Source organism: Bordetella petrii (genome assembly GCF_020991325.1).
Classification (GTDB): Bacteria; Pseudomonadota; Gammaproteobacteria; order Burkholderiales; family Burkholderiaceae_B; genus Bordetella_A; species Bordetella_A petrii_E.
The window spans coordinates 1-15,525 of the sequence record NZ_JAJMLX010000092.1 but is presented as its reverse complement, the minus strand read 5'-3'; the positions used below and the strand labels follow the sequence as shown (position 1 = coordinate 15,525).

Genomic DNA, 15,525 nt, shown 5'->3' with positions numbered 1-15,525 from the left:
CGCCGCCGGCCCGGAGCTGGGCGGCGCTCTGGTGGGCGCCATGGGCGCATCGACGGCCTACGCCCTGGCGGCCGCCTTGTCGCTGCTGGCGGCGGCCTGCCTGCTGCGCCTGCCGGATGAAACAGCGCCGCCGCGAGTACACCGGCATGTGTGGCACGAAGTTGCCGACGGCGCCCGCTTTGTCGCCGGGCATGACTTGCTGCGCCCCATCGTGCTGACAGCGGTCGTCTTCAATACGTCCTGGTTCATTCTGCAAGCGGTCTACGTCGCCTATGCCGTCGACAGGCTTGGACTGGGCGCCGCGCAAGTCGGCCTGACCCTGGCGTCATATGGCTGCGGCATGGTGGCGGGCGCCTTGGCCGCCCCATGGCTGGCCCGGTGTCTATCGTTCGGCGCGGTGATAGCAACCGGCCCATTGGCCGCGCTGGCGGCCGCCGGGCTGATGCTGGCCACCCTGGCCAGCCCCTCCGGCCTGGTGGCCGGCGTGGCGTTTTTTCTGTTTGGTGCCGGCCCTATCTTGTGGACAATATCGACCACCACGCTGCGCCAGGCGCTAACCCCGAATGCCATGCTGGGACGGGTGTCAGCCCTGATCATGACGGCCACTTTTGGTGCGCGCCCGCTGGGCGCGGCCATCGGCGCCATACTCGCCGAACATTACGGCATGGCCGCCTGCCTGTGGGTAATGGCCGCGGGCTTTGCCTTGCAATTCGGTATCCTGTTTCGCTCGCCAGTGCGGCGCTTGCGCAGCCCGCCCCGAAGCGACGCCGCCGCCGCGGCATCCACCTAAGCACCGCGCTAGCGGCGCCCCTCCAGGCTCATGGCAATACCCAGGGCCAGGCCTATTCCTATGCCCATGGCTATGTTGTCCATGGCCACGCCTATCGCCACACCTATGGCGATGCCAATGGCGATCCAGCTTCCCTTTTTCATGCTACGGCGCCGCCACGTCGAAAGCCGCGCCGGTTTCGAAGAAATTGCCGCCGGCGATGTAATGAATGCTGCGCGGCACATTATCGGGAAACACCCAGTGGCCATCGCGAAACACGTTCGGGTCCGCCCACGCGGCCACCACTTCGCCCAGGAAAAGATCATAGCTGTCCTGGATGTGCGGCTCGGCAATCACGCGGCATTCCAGCCAGGCCAGGCAGCCAGCCAGCAGCGGCGCGCCGATCTGCTCGGCCGGCAGCATGGCCAGGCCGGGTGTCTGCGACTTGTCGTGCTCGCGGCCGGACAGCGAACCGACTTGCAGCGTGGCCGCGGCCACCGCGCGCGAAGGCACGTTCAGGGAAAATTCGCCCGACGCTTCCACCAGTTGACGCGTCAGCGTGTTGCGGTCGATCACCACCGCCACCTTGGGTGGGGAAAAGTCCAACGGCATGGACCATGCCGCCGCCATTACGTTGCGGCGCCCGGCATGGGCGCTGCCTACCAGCACGGTGGGCCCGTGGTTCAGCAGGCGATAGCATTTGGCCAGTTCGACGGGATGGCGCAACGGCAGGTCAGACAGGGAAGGCGATGGCATGAATGGCCAATATCAGTGCGACGCGCCGTCGTAGTGCTGCAGCGTCAGGGTGTTCAAATCGATGTCCGGCACGCAGCGCAGGTTCACCGCCCGCACGGCCGAACCGTCCGGGTTGGCGCCATAGGCCACCGGCTCGGTGCCGCAGTGGCGGCAGAAGCGATGATCGATCTTGTGTGTATTGAACTGGTACGACTGCAAGGCATCGGCGCCCGCATCCAGCGTGAATACGTCGGCGAGAAAGAAGCTCAGCAGAAACCCCTTGCGGCGGCAGTGCGAGCAATTGCAACTGATGGCGGACGTGGGGGCGTCGGCATTCACGGTGAATCGCACGGCGCCGCAATGACAGCTACCCTGGAATGGCACGGTAGTCTCCTGGTGAAGGCGAAACCCTAGTATGCCAATCTTCCACGCAACTCTTCAAACGGAATCATCACGTGCCGGCGATAGGCCGGCCGTTCCTGCAGCCGCGCGTACCAGGCCTGCACATGCGGCAAGGGCGGCCGTTCGATATCCAGGTTGAAGTAACGGTAAAGGCTGGTGCCCGCGGGAATGTCGGCCAGCGTAAGGTGCTCGCCGGCCAGGAACGGCTGCCGCGCGAGCAAAGTATCCAGCAGCTGGAAATGCGCCGCGCAACGGGCAACACTGCGCGCAACGGCAGCCACGTCTCGCTGCGCTTCCGGAGTACGGTAGCCGCCCCAGAACACGCCATTCAGGAAATCGGGCTGCAGGCTGGTTTGCGCCCAGTCCATCCAGCGTTCGGCCTTCGAGCGCTGCGCGGGGTCATCGTGCCAGAACGGCGGCCCGCCGTGGCGCGCCGCCAGGTAGCGCAGGATGCTGTGCGATTCCCACACCACCACGCCCGCGTCATCGATGACCGGCACTTTGCCGTGCGGATTCATGGCCAGGAACCCGGCCGTATCGTTGCCGCCATAACGGCCGCCGGCGGGAATATGCCGGTGCGGCAAGCCCAGTTCATCCACCAGCCACATGACTTTCTGCACGTTGAACGAACTGGCGCGGCCCCAGATGGTAAGCACGGCGGTCGGATCGGCGGGCGGCGGTTGCATGCCTGGCAGTCTACCGCAAGGACGCGCCGGGTTATAAATCCGCCATGACCCAGAACATCTACGACAACGCCGATTTCTTCGCCGGTTATGCTCGGCTGCGCCGTTCTGTCGACGGCTTGGACGGGGCGCCAGAGTGGCCGGCCTTGCGCGCCCTGCTACCCGGCATGCACGAACGGGACGTGATCGACCTGGGCTGCGGCTATGGCTGGTTCTGCCGCTGGGCGGCCGAACAAGGTGCGCGCAGCGTCCTGGGACTGGATGTGTCGGCCCGCATGCTGGAACGCGCCGCGCAGCTCGGCGCGCAGGCCAATGTGGAACCTGGGCGCATTACCTACACCCGCGCCGACATGGAAACCCTGACACTGCCCGCGGGCGGATACGACCTGGCCTACAGTTCGCTGACGCTGCATTACCTGGAAAACCTGGCCGGCCTGCTTCAGGCCGTGCACCTGGGCTTGCGGCCCGGCGGCCGCCTGGTGTTTTCAGTCGAGCACCCCATCTACATGGCATCGCGCCACCCCGACTGGATCGACCATGCCGACGGACGCCGCACATGGCCGGTGGACAGCTACCAGGCCGAAGGCGCGCGTCGCACCGACTGGCTGGCGCCCGGCGTGATCAAGCAGCATCGCACGCTGGGCACCCTGCTCAACACTGTCATGCGCGCCGGCTTCACGCTGACGCACGTCGAAGACTGGAGCCCCAGCGCCGCTCAACTGGCCGCCCAGCCCGCCCTGCGGGACGAGCAAGAGCGTCCCATGATGCTGCTGGTGGCGGCGCAACGCTGAATGCCCGGGGCGGCGCTACGCCGCACCCTGCTCCGCCTCGCCGATCTTTTCAACCAGGAAATCCACCACGGCACGCACGCCAGGCAACTGGCCGCGCCGGTGCGGCATGACCAGGGTAGTGGCCACGTATCCGGCCACCCATTCGTCCAGCACCCTCACCAGTTGTCGGGCGGCCATTGCCTGGCGGCACATGCTGGCCGGCAGGCAGGCAATGCCCACCTCCGCCGCCGCCAGGCTCAGCAGCACACTGGATTCGTTGGCGGTGGCGCGCGCCTGTGGGGTTACCGATACTGTCTCGGCCGGCTGGCCCGTGCTCGTCAAGCGCCAAGTACCGGCTGCCGCCCCACTCAGCAAGCCGTGATGTGGCTGCAGGCCTTCAGGCCGCGCGGGCAAGGGCCGCTCGCGCGCATAGCCGGGCGCGGCAACCAGGATCAGCGGTTCGCGCGCCAGCGGCCGCTGCACCAGCTCGGAATCCGGCAAGGGCGCGAAATGGCTGCGCACGGCCATGTCGTAGCCCTCCTGCACCAGGTCTACATACCGGTCGGACACATCCAGCTGCACGTGCAATCGGGGATACGCCTTGGCCAGGGCCGGCAGATGCGGCGCCAGATATTGCTGTGTCACTGGCACGGATGCGGTCAGGCGCACCCGCCCGCTGGGCTCGGCGGCGCGGCGCTGCACGACCTCGACGGCGGCTTCGGCCTCGATCAGGGCCGCCTTGGCATGCTCGTAGAACGACTGCCCCACGTCGGTCAGCGCGAAGCTGCGCGAGGTGCGGTGCACCAGCCGGGCCGCCAGCGCCTGCTCCAGTTCCGCCACCCGCTTGCTGACGGTGGACTTGGGCACATCCAGCCGGCGTCCGGCGGCAGCAAAACTGCCTTGCTCGACGGCCGCCACGAAGAAGTTCAGGTCGTTCAGGTTCAGCATGCGCCAAAGTCCATAAATGTGTACTTAAGGTGCGATTCTTACCGGCTACTCAACCTGCGTCCACAAAAATATAGTCTCGGCCATGCGCAACCCATTCCGGGGGGCGACAACCAGGAGCAACAACATGACCCCCATTCTTTTCTACGGCGTGCCCTCGGGCTGCTCGTTTGGCGCCATCGTAGCGCTGGAATGGCTGGCCCACCCCTACCGCCTGAGCCGTATCCAGATGCCCGAGACTGTGTCGGGCGAGGCGTTCCGCCGCATCAACCCGGTGGCCGAAACGCCGGCCTATGCCAGCAAGGCCGGCGCGATCATCACCGAAAGCATGGCCATCCTGAACCACATCGCCGCGCACGGCCTGGACCAGCAGTTGGGATACCCGCAGGGCAGCCCCGGGTTCGACCGCCTGAACCAGATGCTGGGCTATCTGAACACCAGCTTCTTCAACGCGTTCACGCCCCTGTGGCACCTGGTGGAACATGAACTGGACGGCCCGGGCCGCACGGTGCTGGCCGAATACGGCCGCGACAAGGTGCTGAAAGCCCATGCCACGCTCGATACCCTGCTGGGCCGGCAGCCATGGCTGCTGGGCGAACACCGCAGCGTGGCCGATGCCTACTTCGCCGGGATCGCCCGCTGGGCCGACTACCACCAGGTGGCCGACCGCCGCGACTATCCCAACCTGCAACGGCTGTACGACACCTTGCAGGCCGACCCGGCGGTGCAATTTGCCCATGGCATCGAAGCCGGCCAGCCGGCCGTGTCGGCGGGCGCTTTCCAGGGCCACATCGAACTGGCCGATGCCCTGGCGCTGCTGGAACGCTAAGGACGGCGGCGGGCGCCTGGCCCGCGGGGGCGATGGTATAAGCAAGGCATCAGCCACCATCGCCAGGCCCCCATGCCCGCCCCGACTTGTACGCCGCCGTCCACCGCCGTCTACGGCGACCCCGTCATGAGCCAGGCCGAAACGCTGTCGCGCTGGTCTGACCATGCCGCCAACCTGACCTGCACCTACCTGACACCCGCCCACCGCGCCACGGCGCGCCAGCTGGAAGAATGGATGCGCGCGGCCGGTTTCGACTCGCTGCGGCAAGATGCCGTGGGCAATGTCATCGGCCGCTACCGTGCTGATCCGGCTGTGGCCAACCCGCCGCTGGTGGCCACGGGCAGCCACTACGACACCGTGCGCAACGGCGGAAAATACGATGGCCGCCTGGGCATATTGCTGCCCATCGCGGTGGTGGCCGAACTGCGCCGGCGCGGCCTGCGCCTGCCGTTCGACTTCGAAGTCGTGGGGTTTGCCGAGGAAGAAGGCGTGCGGTATGGAGGTTCATTCCTGGGTTCGTCGGCCTACATCGGGCAGTTCGATCTGGCGCAGCTCGACAAGCGCGATACCGATGGCGTCTCGATGCGCCAGGCCATGCAGGACGCCGGCCTGGACCCCGCCGGCATCGCCGGCTCGCGCGCCGGTCCGCGCCTGCGCCATTACTTCGAGGTGCACATCGAACAAGGCCCGGTACTGCAGCAGCGTGGCCTGCCGCTGGGCGTGGTCACGTCTATCGCCGGCTGCGTGCGGCGGCAATTGATGCTAACCGGCGCGGCCGGCCATGCCGGCACCACGCCCATGGACCTGCGGCGCGACGCGGCCTGCGCGGCGGCGGAAATCGTGCTGGCGGTTGAAACGCGCTGCGGACAGGAACCTGGCCTGGTGGGCACGGTGGGCATGCTGCAGGTGCCGGAAGGGTCCATCAACGTGATTCCCGGCGCCTGCCTTCTGACACTGGACGTGCGCGCCGCGCAGGACGCCGACCGCGACCGGGCGCTGGCCGACATCGACGCGCGTATCCAGGAAATTTGCGCGCGGCGCAATATCGAGCACACGTCCGAAGAACTGATGCGCGTGCCCGCCACGCCCTGTTCGCCGGCGCACCAGGCGCTATGGCGGCAGGCCGTGGCGGCGCAAGGTGCGCCGGTGCTGGACCTGCCCTCTGGGGCCGGCCACGACGCCATGCTGCTGGGCCGCGTGGTGCCGGTCAGCATGCTGTTCGTGCGCTGCGGCAATGGCGGCGTCAGCCACAACCCTGCGGAAACCATGACCGCCGCCGATGCGCAACTGGCGGGCCAGGCCGTGATGGACTTCCTGCTTGCGCTCGAGCCAGGCGGCTGATGTTGGACGGTGTCTGGCACCCTGGCGGGAGCCAGACACCCGTGAACATCCGTGAACGCTCGCCGTGGGTGTCCAACTCCGCAAGGCCCACCATGGGTGTCTGACTCCGCAAGGTGTCAGACACCGACACGTGCCTCTGCCGTCTCAATAGCACGGCGTCTGACATCTGCGGAGTCAGACGCCCATGGCACCACCTTGGCGCCCATACCCATCAGCCGGGCGGCAACAACCCCGGCCGCCCTTCGTGCGCGGCGTGGGCCTTGTCCAGGATGAACTCGATCAGCATCGACAACGCGCGCGGATGATGCCGGCTGGGCATGTACAGCAAATACATGCCGCGCCCGAAAATGCTCAGCCGCCAGGCGTCCAGCGCCGTCAGCAACCGCCCCTGGGCCACGTCTTCGTACACCACGTAGTCGGGCACCACGGCCACGCCCAGCCCCGCCAGCGCGGCATCGCGCAGGAACGGATAGTTGCGCGACACCACGGTGGGATCCAGGGTGACCACCTGGCGCTGACTGCCTTGGTAGGCGGATATGCGCAGCGGCCGTCCGATCACGGCCGCGCTGATGATGGGCGCGCTGCCCAGCGCTTCCGGCCGTTGCGGCAGCCCGCGGCGCGCCGCATAGGCCGGCGAGGCGCAGGCAACGTAGCGCACCCGCCCCAGGTCGCGCGCCACCAGGTGCCCGGGCGGCTCGGACGTAATGCGCACCGCGATGTCCACTTCTTCGCGCAGCAGGTCTTCCACGCTGTTCTCGAACAGCACGTCCAGCACGATGTCCGGGTAATTGCGCTTGAATTCCAGCAGCCAGGGCGACATGACGAATTGCCCATAGCCGCTGGGCACGCTCAGGCGCACGCGCCCCTGCGGGGTCTGGCCCAGCGATTCCACGGATTCTTGCGCGGCCGCAAGTTCATCGCGAATACTGCAGCCGTGCTGGTACAACCGCAGCCCGATCTCGGTAGGCTCTACCCGGCGCGTCGTGCGGCGCACCAGTTGCATGCCCACGGCGCGCTCCAGTTGGTTCAAGTGATAGCTGACGTTAGCCCGCGTCATTTTCAGGCGCCGCGCGGCTTCGCTCAGGTTGCCAGCGTCCAGGATCTCAACCAGCAAGGTCAGGGATTTAGTGTCCATGACCATCGATTGTCAAAGTTTCTTGTACGCAGTGTCAACTCTGCATGCCATTGTCAAGATTGCCTTGCTGATCAAGAATAGAAAGATCGCTTTGACCACACCAGACAGGCCGCATGGCCTGCACCCCCGGAGACACAACCCATGGCAGAACACGCCCCGCGCGGCGCCGTTGCCGCGCAGCGGCTCGATGGCATCCTGGTCCTTACCATCGATCACCCCCCGGTCAATGCACTCAGCGCCGACGTGCGGCGCGGCCTGGCCGACGCCATCCAGAACGCACAAACCGATGCGGACGTACAGGCCGTGGTGCTGGTGGGGGCCGGACGCAACTTCATCGCCGGCGCCGACATCCGAGAATTCGGCAAGCCTCCCCAGCCGCCCGCCCTGCCCGACGTCTGCAACGCCATCGAGGCTAGCGCCAAACCCATTGTCGCGGCCCGGCATCAGGAACGAGTAACGCTGGCGGTAGGCGGCCTCGAAATCACTGCGCACCTGCTCCAGGGCGGAGAAAGCCACCTCCAGCGCGGTGTCGGTGCCGCGGTATTTCAGGTGCAGGCGCCGCTGCACCTGGATGACATCCTGCGGCACATGCTGGCGGCGCAATTCACCCTCGGCCTGCGCGGCCAGTTCGTCGAGTTCGGCCCGCAATTCGGGCAGCAGCGACGCATCCAACACCTTTTCCACGGTTTTCTGACGCATGTCGGTCTGGTCGGCCAGGCCCATGCCGTAGGCCGACAGCACGCCGCCCAGCGGGTGCGCGAATACCGTGGTCATGCCCAGCGCGTCGGCCACCAGGCAGGCGTGCTGCCCTCCCGCGCCGCCGAATACCGTCAGCGCGTACTCGGTGACGTCATGCCCGCGCTGCACCGAAATGCGCTTGATGGCCTCGGCCATATTGCCCACGGCGATTTCCAGGAACCCCTCGGCCAGTTGCTCGGGCGTCATCTCGCGGCCAGTGGCGTCGCGGACTTCGGCGGCCATTGCCTCGAAGCGCTGCCGCACCACGTCGCGGTCCAGGGGCTGGTCGGCCGCCGGGCCGAATACGCGCGGGAAGAAGTCGGGCTGGATTTTCCCCAGCAGTACATTGCAGTCGGTGACGGCCAAGGGGCCGCCGCGCCGGTAGCAAGCCGGCCCCGGATTGGCGCCGGCCGAATCGGGCCCCGCGCGCAGGCGCGCGCCATCGAAATGCAGGACGGACCCGCCGCCCGCGGCCACGGTGTGGATGCTCATCATGGGCGCGCGCATGCGCACCCCGGCCACCAGGGTCTCGAACTCGCGCTCGAATTCGCCCGCGTAGTGCGACACGTCGGTGGACGTGCCGCCCATGTCAAAGCCGATGATGCGCGGAAAACCCGCCAGTTCGCTGGTGCGCACCATGCCGACAATGCCGCCGGCCGGCCCGGACAGGATGGCGTCCTTGCCGCGGAACCGGTGCGCGTCCGTCAGGCCGCCGCTGGACTGCATGAACATCAGGCGTATACCCGGCAATTCGGCCGCCACCTGGTCCACATAGCGCTTCAGAATGGGCGACAGGTAGGCATCGACCACCGTGGTGTCGCCGCGGGACACGTACTTGATCAGCGGGCTGACCTCGTGCGAAGCCGATACCTGGGTAAAGCCCAGTTCGCGCGCGATCGCGGCGGCGCGCTGCTCGTGCGCGGGCGCATGCCAGGCATGCATGAACACCACGGCCACGGCGCGTATGCCTGTGCCGTAGGCCTGGCGCAGTTGCTGGCGCAGCGCGTCCTCGTCCAGCGGGCGCACCACCGCGCCGCCGGCATCGACACGCTCATCGGCTTCCACCACCGATTCGTACAGCATTTCCGGCAGTTGCACGTTACGGTCGAACAGGCGCGGACGATTCTGGTAGGCAATGCGCAGACCGTCGCGGAAACCCTGGGTGGTCACCAGCAACGTGCGTTCCCCCTTGCGTTCCAGCAGGGCATTGGTGGCCACCGTGGTGCCCATCTTGACGCATTCGACCTGTTCGGCCGGCACGGGTTCGCCCGGCGCCAGGCCCAGCAGTTGGCGTATGCCGGCCACGGCCGCGTCGCGGTACTGCTCGGGGTTTTCCGACAGCAGCTTGGCGGTGGCGGTGCCGCCATCGGGGCGCCTGGCCACGATGTCCGTAAAGGTGCCCCCACGATCGATCCAGAATTGCCACTTCATAGTGTCCTCGACAGGTAAGAGTAACGGCGCGGCGCATCCCGGCCCCGGGCCCGGCGCGCGCCGTGAAGGTTCATAACGAGGTAGCCGCGCGGGCCGCCTGGTCGTACAGGCCCGACAGGGCCCGCAGTGTCTTGGCAAGTTGCCGGTTGAATTCCACGCCGGCGCCCGCCCCCGCCTCGAGGCCGTCGATCAGGCACTGCTCGCGGATCTCGATGTAGCGGGCAATGGCCGTGGCGCCCTGCTCGGTAATGCCGTAGAAGACTTCCTTGCCGGTGCGCTCGCCGCGCACCACGCCCAGGCGCTCGAGCTTCTTCAGCGAGTAATTGACGATGTGCGTGTCTTCCACGTTCAGCGTGAAGCAGATATCGGCCAGTTTCTTGCTGCGCTGGCGATGGTGCACATGGTGCAGCACCATCACGTCGGTGGAGGTCAGGTCGGGCACCCCGGCCGCCGCCATGCAGCGCACCGTCCAGCGGTTGAACGCGTGGCTGGCGATCATCAGGCCGAACTCGACTTCAGACAAGTCGGGCGCGCGGCTGCTGACCAAGTGCGCGGACGCGGCGATGAGGTTCGCTTTCATGAGCGGCTCCGGGAACAAATTCAGATGAAATACTAATAATTTATCTACAATTTATCAACGTAAAATTGTTGGGAACATTTTCTTGGGCCTGCGCGATTGCGTTGCTGAACTTACCTAGGAATTACCCCTAAGCTGCCGTTTCCAGGGACTTCTGGCCCTGCCAGCGGCATAGAATTGCACGGTTTGTGACAGCCGCGGGACACGTTCCGCGGCTCTTCTCCAATGCCGCAAGGCCGTCCGTCCGTGATCTCCCAAGAAGGATCTCCCATGAAAAAGACCCTATCCCTGCTGGCTGGCAGTTTCGCGCTTGCCTTCAGCGCCGGCGCCATTGCCCAGACCACCTGGGACCTGCCCACCGCCTATCCCGCCAGCAATTTCCATGTCGAGAACCTGGCCACCTTCGCCAAGGACGTGGAAAGCCTTTCGGGCGGCAAGCTGAAGATCACGCTGCACAACAATGCTTCGCTGTACAAGGCGCCCGAGATCAAGCGCGCCGTGCAAGGCAACCAGGCCCAGATCGGCGAGATCCTGCTGACCAACTACGCCAACGAAGACCCTGTCTACGCGCTGGACGGCCTGCCCTTCCTGGCCACCGGCTACGAAGCGTCGTACAAGCTGTACCAGGCGCAAAAACCCTTCCTGGAAAAGAAGCTGGCCTCGCAGGGCATGATGCTGCTGTATTCGGTGGCCTGGCCGCCGCAGGGCATTTTCGCCAACAAGGAACTGAACAAGGTCGAAGACCTGAAGGGCCTGAAGTGGCGTGCCTATAGCCCCGTCACCGCGAAGATCGCCGAACTGGTGGGCGCGCAGCCCGTCACCGTGCAACAGGCCGAATTGGCACAGGCCATGGCCACCGGCGTCATCGACTCGTACATGTCGTCGGCATCCACCGGTTATGACACCAAGACCTACGAGTACATCAAGAAGTGGTACGACACCCAGGCCTGGCTGCCCAAGAACTCCATCATCGTGAACAAGAAAGCCTTCGACGCGCTGGATCCGGCCACCCAGGAAGCCCTGAAAAAGGCTGGCGCGCAAGCCGAGGAACGCGGCTGGAAGCTGTCGGAAGAAAAGAACAAGTGGTACCAGGAACAACTGACCAAGAATGGCTTGCAGATCATCAAGCCCACGCCCGAACTGCAGGCCGGCATGACCAAGGTGGGCGAAGGCATGATCGAAGACTGGCTGAAGCGGTCGGGCGACGACGGCAAAGCCATGGTTGACGCCTATCGCAAGATGTAAGCCCGCATGCGCCGTTTTCTCGATACTTTGTACGGCGCGGCCGGCCTCCTGGCCGGCCTGTGCATGATAGGCGTGCTGGTCTCCGTGCTGGCCGCCATCATTGCCCGCCAACTGGGCTGGAACATTCCTGGTACCGACGCCTACGCCGGCTATTTCATGGCGGCCGCCGGCTTCCTGGCGCTGGCCAGCACCTTCAAGCACGGCGAGCATATCCGCGTCACGCTGCTGCTGAATTCGCTGGCCGAACGCAGCGGGCGCCGGCTGGACATTTTCGCGCTGGCCGTGGGCACGGTGCTGGCGGCGGCCTTCGCCTATTTCAGCATCAAGCTTGCCCACGATTCACACATGTTCAACGACATTTCCACGGCCAACGACGCCACGCCGCTCTGGATCCCGCAGATCAGCATGGCGGTGGGCACCGTGTTGTTCCTGGTGTCGCTGGTCGACGAACTGGTGCGTCGCCTGCGCGGCCTGCCTGCCCCCACTGCGCATCAAACCCATGAATGAAGTCCTGGTTATTACCCTGCTGGTCATTTCCATATTCGCCCTGCTGGGCTGCGGCGTCTGGGTAGGCCTGACCCTGGCGGGCACGGCCTGGATCGGCATGGAGATCTTTTCCAGCCGGCCTGCCGGCGACGCCATGGCCGTTACCATCTGGGGCGCCGCGTCCAGCTGGACACTGACCGCCCTGCCGCTGTTCCTGTGGATGGGCGAGATCCTGTTCCGCACCCGCCTGTCCGAAGACCTGTTCAAGGGGCTGTCGCCCTGGCTGAACCGGCTGCCCGGCCGGCTGCTGCACACCAACATCATCGGCTGCGCCATCTTCGCCGCCGTGTCGGGCTCGTCGGCGGCCACCTGCGCCACCGTGGGCAAGATGACCATTCCGGAACTGAAGCGGCGCGGCTACCCCGAAAGCAAAGTGCTAGGCACATTGTCGGGCGCCGGCACCCTGGGGCTGCTGATTCCGCCGTCCATCATCATGATCGTGTATGGCGTGGCGGCCAACGTATCCATTGCGCGGCTGTTCATCGCCGGCATCCTGCCCGGCGCCCTGCTCGCCTTGCTGTTCATGGGCTATATCGCCTTCTGGGCGCTGCGCAACCCGGACCAGGTGCCCGCCGCCGACACGCACATGAGCCTGCGCCAGAAGCTGTACCAATCGCGCCACCTGATCCCGGTGCTGCTGTTGATTGCCGCGGTGCTGGGTTCCATCTATGCAGGCATCGCCACGGCCACCGAAGCCGCCGCCGTGGGCGTGGTGGGCGCGCTGGCCCTGTCGGCGCTGCAAGGGTCGCTGTCGCGCAAGGCATTCACCGCCTCGCTGATGGGCGCCACCCGCCTGTATTGCATGATCGCGCTGATCCTGGCGGGCGCACAGTTCCTGACGCTATCGATGGGCTACATAGGCCTGCCACGTGCGCTGGCCGAATGGATAGGCAACCTGGGCCTGTCGCAGTTCGGGCTGATCATGGCCCTGATGGTGTTTTTCGTGGTGCTGGGCTGCTTCCTGGACGGCATCTCGATCGTGGTGCTGACCATGGGCGTGCTGCTGCCCACCGTGCAGGCGGCCGGCATCGACCTGATCTGGTTCGGCATCTTCGTCGTGTTCGTGGTGGAAATGGCCCAGATCACGCCGCCGGTGGGTTTCAACCTGTTCGTCCTGTCAGGCATGACGGGCCGCGAACTGCCGTATATTGCGCGCGCATCGCTGCCGATGTTCGCCCTGATGATCCTGGCGGTGCTGCTGCTTTACACCGTACCCGGCATCGCCACCTGGCTGCCCCAGCACATGCGCATGTAAGCCATACGTAGGCGTGCCCGTCCCTGTCCAGGGGCGGGCGCATTGTCCGCCGGGGGCCTGGCATCCACCCGAAGCCACGCCGCCGGCACCCCGACCCGGCCATAAACCGGGCACACCAAGCTGTACCGGAGGAAACTCAACATGAAGAAGACCGCCATCGCGCTGCTGGCCCTGACCGGGCTGGCCGCGGGTACCGCCGCGGCCGAAACCAGCGTCACGCTGTACGGCATTGCGGACATCAGCATGCGCTATCTCAGCCACGGCAGCGGCAGCCAAAGCGAGGGAAGCCGCTTCGGCCTGGCCAACGGCGCCATTTCCAACAGCCGCTGGGGCCTGCGCGGCACCGAAGACCTGGGCAACGGCATGAAGGCGTTTTTCCGGCTGGAGAACGGCTTCAACCTGCAGAACGGCAATGGCTCGGACCCCGACAAGACCTTCAGCCGCCTGGCCTACCTGGGCCTGGATGGCGGGGCCATCGGCACCTTGACGCTGGGCTTGCAGAACACGCCCATGTTCAACCTGCTGGCCGACCACTTCGACCCGCTTACCGTGGGCAACTACGACCAGAACGCCTGGCTGCCGGCCGCCATGTCGCGCGTGCGCACGGGCAATATGTTTACGTATGCCAACACCCTGGGCGACCTGGCGCTGGTGCTGTCGTATGCCAATGGCGAAGACTACGACGACCACAAGGTGGGCTCGCAGTATGGCGCGTCGCTGCGCTACACATTCGGCCAGTTCGCCGTGGGCGGCGCCTACCAGCAAACCTATTCGGACACCAATTCCGACGACCGCCAGCGCGTGTGGAACCTGAACGCCTCGTACCAGTTCGAAAGCGCCAAGCTGTTTGCCGGCTATTTCAACGGGCGCGATGCAACCGGCTTCGTGAACGCCGTCATGGGCGGCCAGCCCGTGCCTGGGCTGGAACGCAAAGATGACGGCTACTTCGCCGGCGTCACCTGGCAGGCCACCCCGCGCTGGGCCATCACCGGCGCCGCCTATTACGACCGCAGCGAGAACGTGGTTGAATCGGGCGACAAGGGCAAGCGGTATGCCCTGGTGGGCGTGGCGGAATACGCCCTGTCCAAGCGCTCGCAGGTGTACGGCACGGTCGACTACAACAAGGTGAAAGACGCCGCCAGCGACGAAATCGCCGGCAGCGACAGCCAGGTCGGCGTGGCGGTGGGCTTCCGGCACATTTTCTGAAGCCGCCGTAGCGAGTTTTCGCGGGCACCAGGTGTCTGGCTCCCGTCAGGGTGCCGGACACCGTGCTACCGAGACGGTCGTGGCACACAACGGTGTCTGGCACGTTCCGAGCCAGGCACCCCAGCCCCGCGGCTACTACTGCCAGCGCTGCGAACCGCGCCTACAACACCGCCATGCGGCTGTTCAGCAGGTCGGTCACCAGCATGTGGCCGGGCGCGTGGGTAATGCAGAACTCGGGCCGCACCGCCGCCACCACCGACTGCGGCGTTACGCCGCAAGCCCAGAACACGGGGATTTCGCCGGGCCGTATCTCGACCGCGTCGCCATAGTCGGGCCGGTTGATATCGGCGATGCCGATTTCGGCCGGGTCGCCCAGGTGCACGGGCGCGCCGTGCACAGACGGGAAGCGCGACGTAACCTGGATGGCGCGGATGGCATCGACGGCCTTGAGCGGCCGCATCGATACCACCAGGGGCCCCTGGAACGGCCCCGCCGGCTCGGTGGCGATGGATGTGCGGTACATGGGCACATTGCACCCCTGCTCGATGTGGCGCACAGGCAGTCCGTTGTCCAGCATGGCTTCTTCGAACGAAAACGAACACCCTATCAGAAAGGCCACCAGGTCGTCGCGCCACAGGTCGCGCACGTCGGTGGGTTCGGCTGCCAGCTCGCCGTTGCGCCACACGCGGTAACGCGGCACATCGCTGCGGATATCGATGTCGTGCCCCAAGGCCGGCAAGGCCGGGTCACCCGGTTCGGACACCGCCAGCAGCGGGCAAGGCTTGGGGTTGCGTTGGCAGAAGCGCAGGAAATCCCCCGCCACGCCGGCCGGCAGGATGGCCAGGTTGGCCTGCACGTGGCCCGGGGCGATATTGGCGGTGGGGCCGGCCAGGCGGCCGGCGCGGGCATCCAGGCGCG

General features: G+C 66.1%; 16 protein-coding genes and 2 pseudogenes. 9 read left to right on the top strand and 9 right to left on the bottom strand.

The genetic code is table 11. From position 1 onward, the window contains the following. On the top strand, window positions 1–790 hold a 790-nt coding region (locus LPZ50_RS11470), incomplete at its 5' end, for an MFS transporter (RefSeq protein ID WP_230661481.1). A gap of 8 nt (window positions 791–798) precedes the next feature. Here the strand turns inward: LPZ50_RS11470 and LPZ50_RS25315 are convergent. The 4 genes from LPZ50_RS25315 to LPZ50_RS11455 are packed head-to-tail and all read right to left on the bottom strand — an operon-like array spanning window position 799 to window position 2,562. Beyond that, the gene (locus tag LPZ50_RS25315) at window positions 799–933 is read right to left on the bottom strand and encodes a hypothetical protein (protein WP_268903343.1); all 135 of its coding nucleotides are present in this window, start codon (window positions 931–933) and stop codon (window positions 799–801) included. Between the two features lies 1 nt (window position 934). Next, complete coding sequence (locus LPZ50_RS11465) at window positions 935–1,525, bottom strand: flavin reductase family protein (protein WP_230661480.1); 591 nt, start codon at window positions 1,523–1,525, stop codon at window positions 935–937. Window positions 1,526–1,537: 12 nt separating this feature from the next. Then, complete coding sequence (locus LPZ50_RS11460; RefSeq protein WP_230661479.1) at window positions 1,538–1,888, bottom strand: GFA family protein; 351 nt, start codon at window positions 1,886–1,888, stop codon at window positions 1,538–1,540. Between the two features lie 26 nt (window positions 1,889–1,914). Then, window positions 1,915–2,562: a glutathione S-transferase family protein gene (locus LPZ50_RS11455; RefSeq protein WP_230661482.1), complete on the bottom strand. Its 648-nt coding sequence runs from the start codon at window positions 2,560–2,562 to the stop codon at window positions 1,915–1,917. Window positions 2,563–2,636: 74 nt separating this feature from the next. Here LPZ50_RS11455 and LPZ50_RS11450 point away from each other — a divergent pair, with 74 nt between their 5' ends. Then, window positions 2,637–3,380, top strand: coding sequence for a class I SAM-dependent methyltransferase (locus LPZ50_RS11450; protein WP_230661477.1), 744 nt, complete (start codon window positions 2,637–2,639; stop codon window positions 3,378–3,380). A 15-nt stretch (window positions 3,381–3,395) separates the two neighbouring features. Here the strand turns inward: LPZ50_RS11450 and LPZ50_RS11445 are convergent, their stop codons facing one another. Further along, window positions 3,396–4,307, bottom strand: a complete 912-nt coding sequence (locus LPZ50_RS11445; RefSeq protein WP_230661475.1) for a LysR substrate-binding domain-containing protein — start codon at window positions 4,305–4,307, stop codon at window positions 3,396–3,398. Window positions 4,308–4,431: 124 nt separating this feature from the next. On the opposite strand from LPZ50_RS11445, the gene LPZ50_RS11440 reads away from it, so the two are divergent. Both LPZ50_RS11440 and LPZ50_RS11435 read left to right on the top strand, forming a co-directional pair. Further along, entirely contained in the window at window positions 4,432–5,133 is a 702-nt protein-coding gene (locus tag LPZ50_RS11440; RefSeq protein ID WP_230661473.1) for a glutathione S-transferase family protein, read from the top strand. A gap of 72 nt (window positions 5,134–5,205) precedes the next feature. Continuing rightward, a complete protein-coding gene (locus LPZ50_RS11435; RefSeq protein WP_230661471.1) occupies window positions 5,206–6,474 on the top strand; it encodes an allantoate amidohydrolase in 1,269 nt (422 codons plus the stop codon). Window positions 6,475–6,685: 211 nt separating this feature from the next. Here the strand turns inward: LPZ50_RS11435 and LPZ50_RS11430 are convergent, their stop codons facing one another. Beyond that, window positions 6,686–7,609, bottom strand: coding sequence for a LysR family transcriptional regulator (locus LPZ50_RS11430; RefSeq protein WP_230661469.1), 924 nt, complete (start codon window positions 7,607–7,609; stop codon window positions 6,686–6,688). Between the two features lie 141 nt (window positions 7,610–7,750). Between LPZ50_RS11430 and LPZ50_RS25415 the strand changes: the two are divergent. Then, window positions 7,751–8,092 (top strand): annotated as a pseudogene (locus tag LPZ50_RS25415) (enoyl-CoA hydratase-related protein); the annotation flags it as partial. On the opposite strand, the pseudogene LPZ50_RS11420 reads toward LPZ50_RS25415, so the two are convergent. Beyond that, a pseudogene (locus tag LPZ50_RS11420) lies at window positions 8,039–9,778 on the bottom strand (hydantoinase/oxoprolinase family protein); the annotation flags it as partial. The pseudogenes LPZ50_RS25415 and LPZ50_RS11420 sit on opposite strands and share 54 nt — an antisense overlap. 70 nt (window positions 9,779–9,848) lie before the next feature. After that, window positions 9,849–10,358: a winged helix DNA-binding protein gene (locus tag LPZ50_RS11415; protein WP_230661467.1), complete on the bottom strand. Its 510-nt coding sequence runs from the start codon at window positions 10,356–10,358 to the stop codon at window positions 9,849–9,851. Window positions 10,359–10,625: 267 nt separating this feature from the next. Between LPZ50_RS11415 and LPZ50_RS11410 the strand changes: the two genes are divergently transcribed. The 4 genes from LPZ50_RS11410 to LPZ50_RS11395 all read left to right on the top strand — a co-directional run bounded on the left by LPZ50_RS11410 (window position 10,626) and on the right by LPZ50_RS11395 (window position 14,607). After that, window positions 10,626–11,600, top strand: a complete 975-nt coding sequence (locus tag LPZ50_RS11410; protein WP_230661465.1) for a TRAP transporter substrate-binding protein — start codon at window positions 10,626–10,628, stop codon at window positions 11,598–11,600. Window positions 11,601–11,606: 6 nt separating this feature from the next. Beyond that, window positions 11,607–12,107: a TRAP transporter small permease gene (locus tag LPZ50_RS11405; protein WP_230661463.1), complete on the top strand. Its 501-nt coding sequence runs from the start codon at window positions 11,607–11,609 to the stop codon at window positions 12,105–12,107. Further along, window positions 12,100–13,401, top strand: a complete 1,302-nt coding sequence (locus LPZ50_RS11400; protein WP_230661461.1) for a TRAP transporter large permease — start codon at window positions 12,100–12,102, stop codon at window positions 13,399–13,401. The genes LPZ50_RS11405 and LPZ50_RS11400 overlap by 8 nt, the downstream gene beginning before the upstream one ends. A gap of 141 nt (window positions 13,402–13,542) precedes the next feature. Next, complete coding sequence (locus tag LPZ50_RS11395; RefSeq protein ID WP_230661460.1) at window positions 13,543–14,607, top strand: porin; 1,065 nt, start codon at window positions 13,543–13,545, stop codon at window positions 14,605–14,607. Between the two features lie 160 nt (window positions 14,608–14,767). On the opposite strand, the gene LPZ50_RS11390 is transcribed toward LPZ50_RS11395, so the two are convergent. Continuing rightward, a partial coding sequence (locus LPZ50_RS11390; protein ID WP_230661459.1) for a putative hydro-lyase occupies window positions 14,768–15,525 on the bottom strand: 758 nt, incomplete at its 5' end.

Excerpts from the sequence above, each read along its gene's own strand:
- LPZ50_RS25315 (WP_268903343.1), bottom strand. The coding sequence starts at position 933 with ATGAAAAAGGGAAGCTGGATCGCCATTGGCATCGCCATAGGTGTGGCG.
- LPZ50_RS11465 (WP_230661480.1), bottom strand. The coding sequence starts at position 1,525 with ATGCCATCGCCTTCCCTGTCTGACCTGCCGTTGCGCCATCCCGTCGAA.
- LPZ50_RS11450 (WP_230661477.1), top strand. The coding sequence starts at position 2,637 with ATGACCCAGAACATCTACGACAACGCCGATTTCTTCGCCGGTTATGCT.
- LPZ50_RS11445 (WP_230661475.1), bottom strand. The coding sequence starts at position 4,307 with ATGCTGAACCTGAACGACCTGAACTTCTTCGTGGCGGCCGTCGAGCAA.
- LPZ50_RS11440 (WP_230661473.1), top strand. The coding sequence starts at position 4,432 with ATGACCCCCATTCTTTTCTACGGCGTGCCCTCGGGCTGCTCGTTTGGC.
- LPZ50_RS11435 (WP_230661471.1), top strand. The coding sequence starts at position 5,206 with ATGCCCGCCCCGACTTGTACGCCGCCGTCCACCGCCGTCTACGGCGAC.
- LPZ50_RS11430 (WP_230661469.1), bottom strand. The coding sequence starts at position 7,609 with ATGGACACTAAATCCCTGACCTTGCTGGTTGAGATCCTGGACGCTGGC.
- LPZ50_RS11415 (WP_230661467.1), bottom strand. The coding sequence starts at position 10,358 with ATGAAAGCGAACCTCATCGCCGCGTCCGCGCACTTGGTCAGCAGCCGC.
- LPZ50_RS11410 (WP_230661465.1), top strand. The coding sequence starts at position 10,626 with ATGAAAAAGACCCTATCCCTGCTGGCTGGCAGTTTCGCGCTTGCCTTC.
- LPZ50_RS11405 (WP_230661463.1), top strand. The coding sequence starts at position 11,607 with ATGCGCCGTTTTCTCGATACTTTGTACGGCGCGGCCGGCCTCCTGGCC.
- LPZ50_RS11400 (WP_230661461.1), top strand. The coding sequence starts at position 12,100 with ATGAATGAAGTCCTGGTTATTACCCTGCTGGTCATTTCCATATTCGCC.
- LPZ50_RS11395 (WP_230661460.1), top strand. The coding sequence starts at position 13,543 with ATGAAGAAGACCGCCATCGCGCTGCTGGCCCTGACCGGGCTGGCCGCG.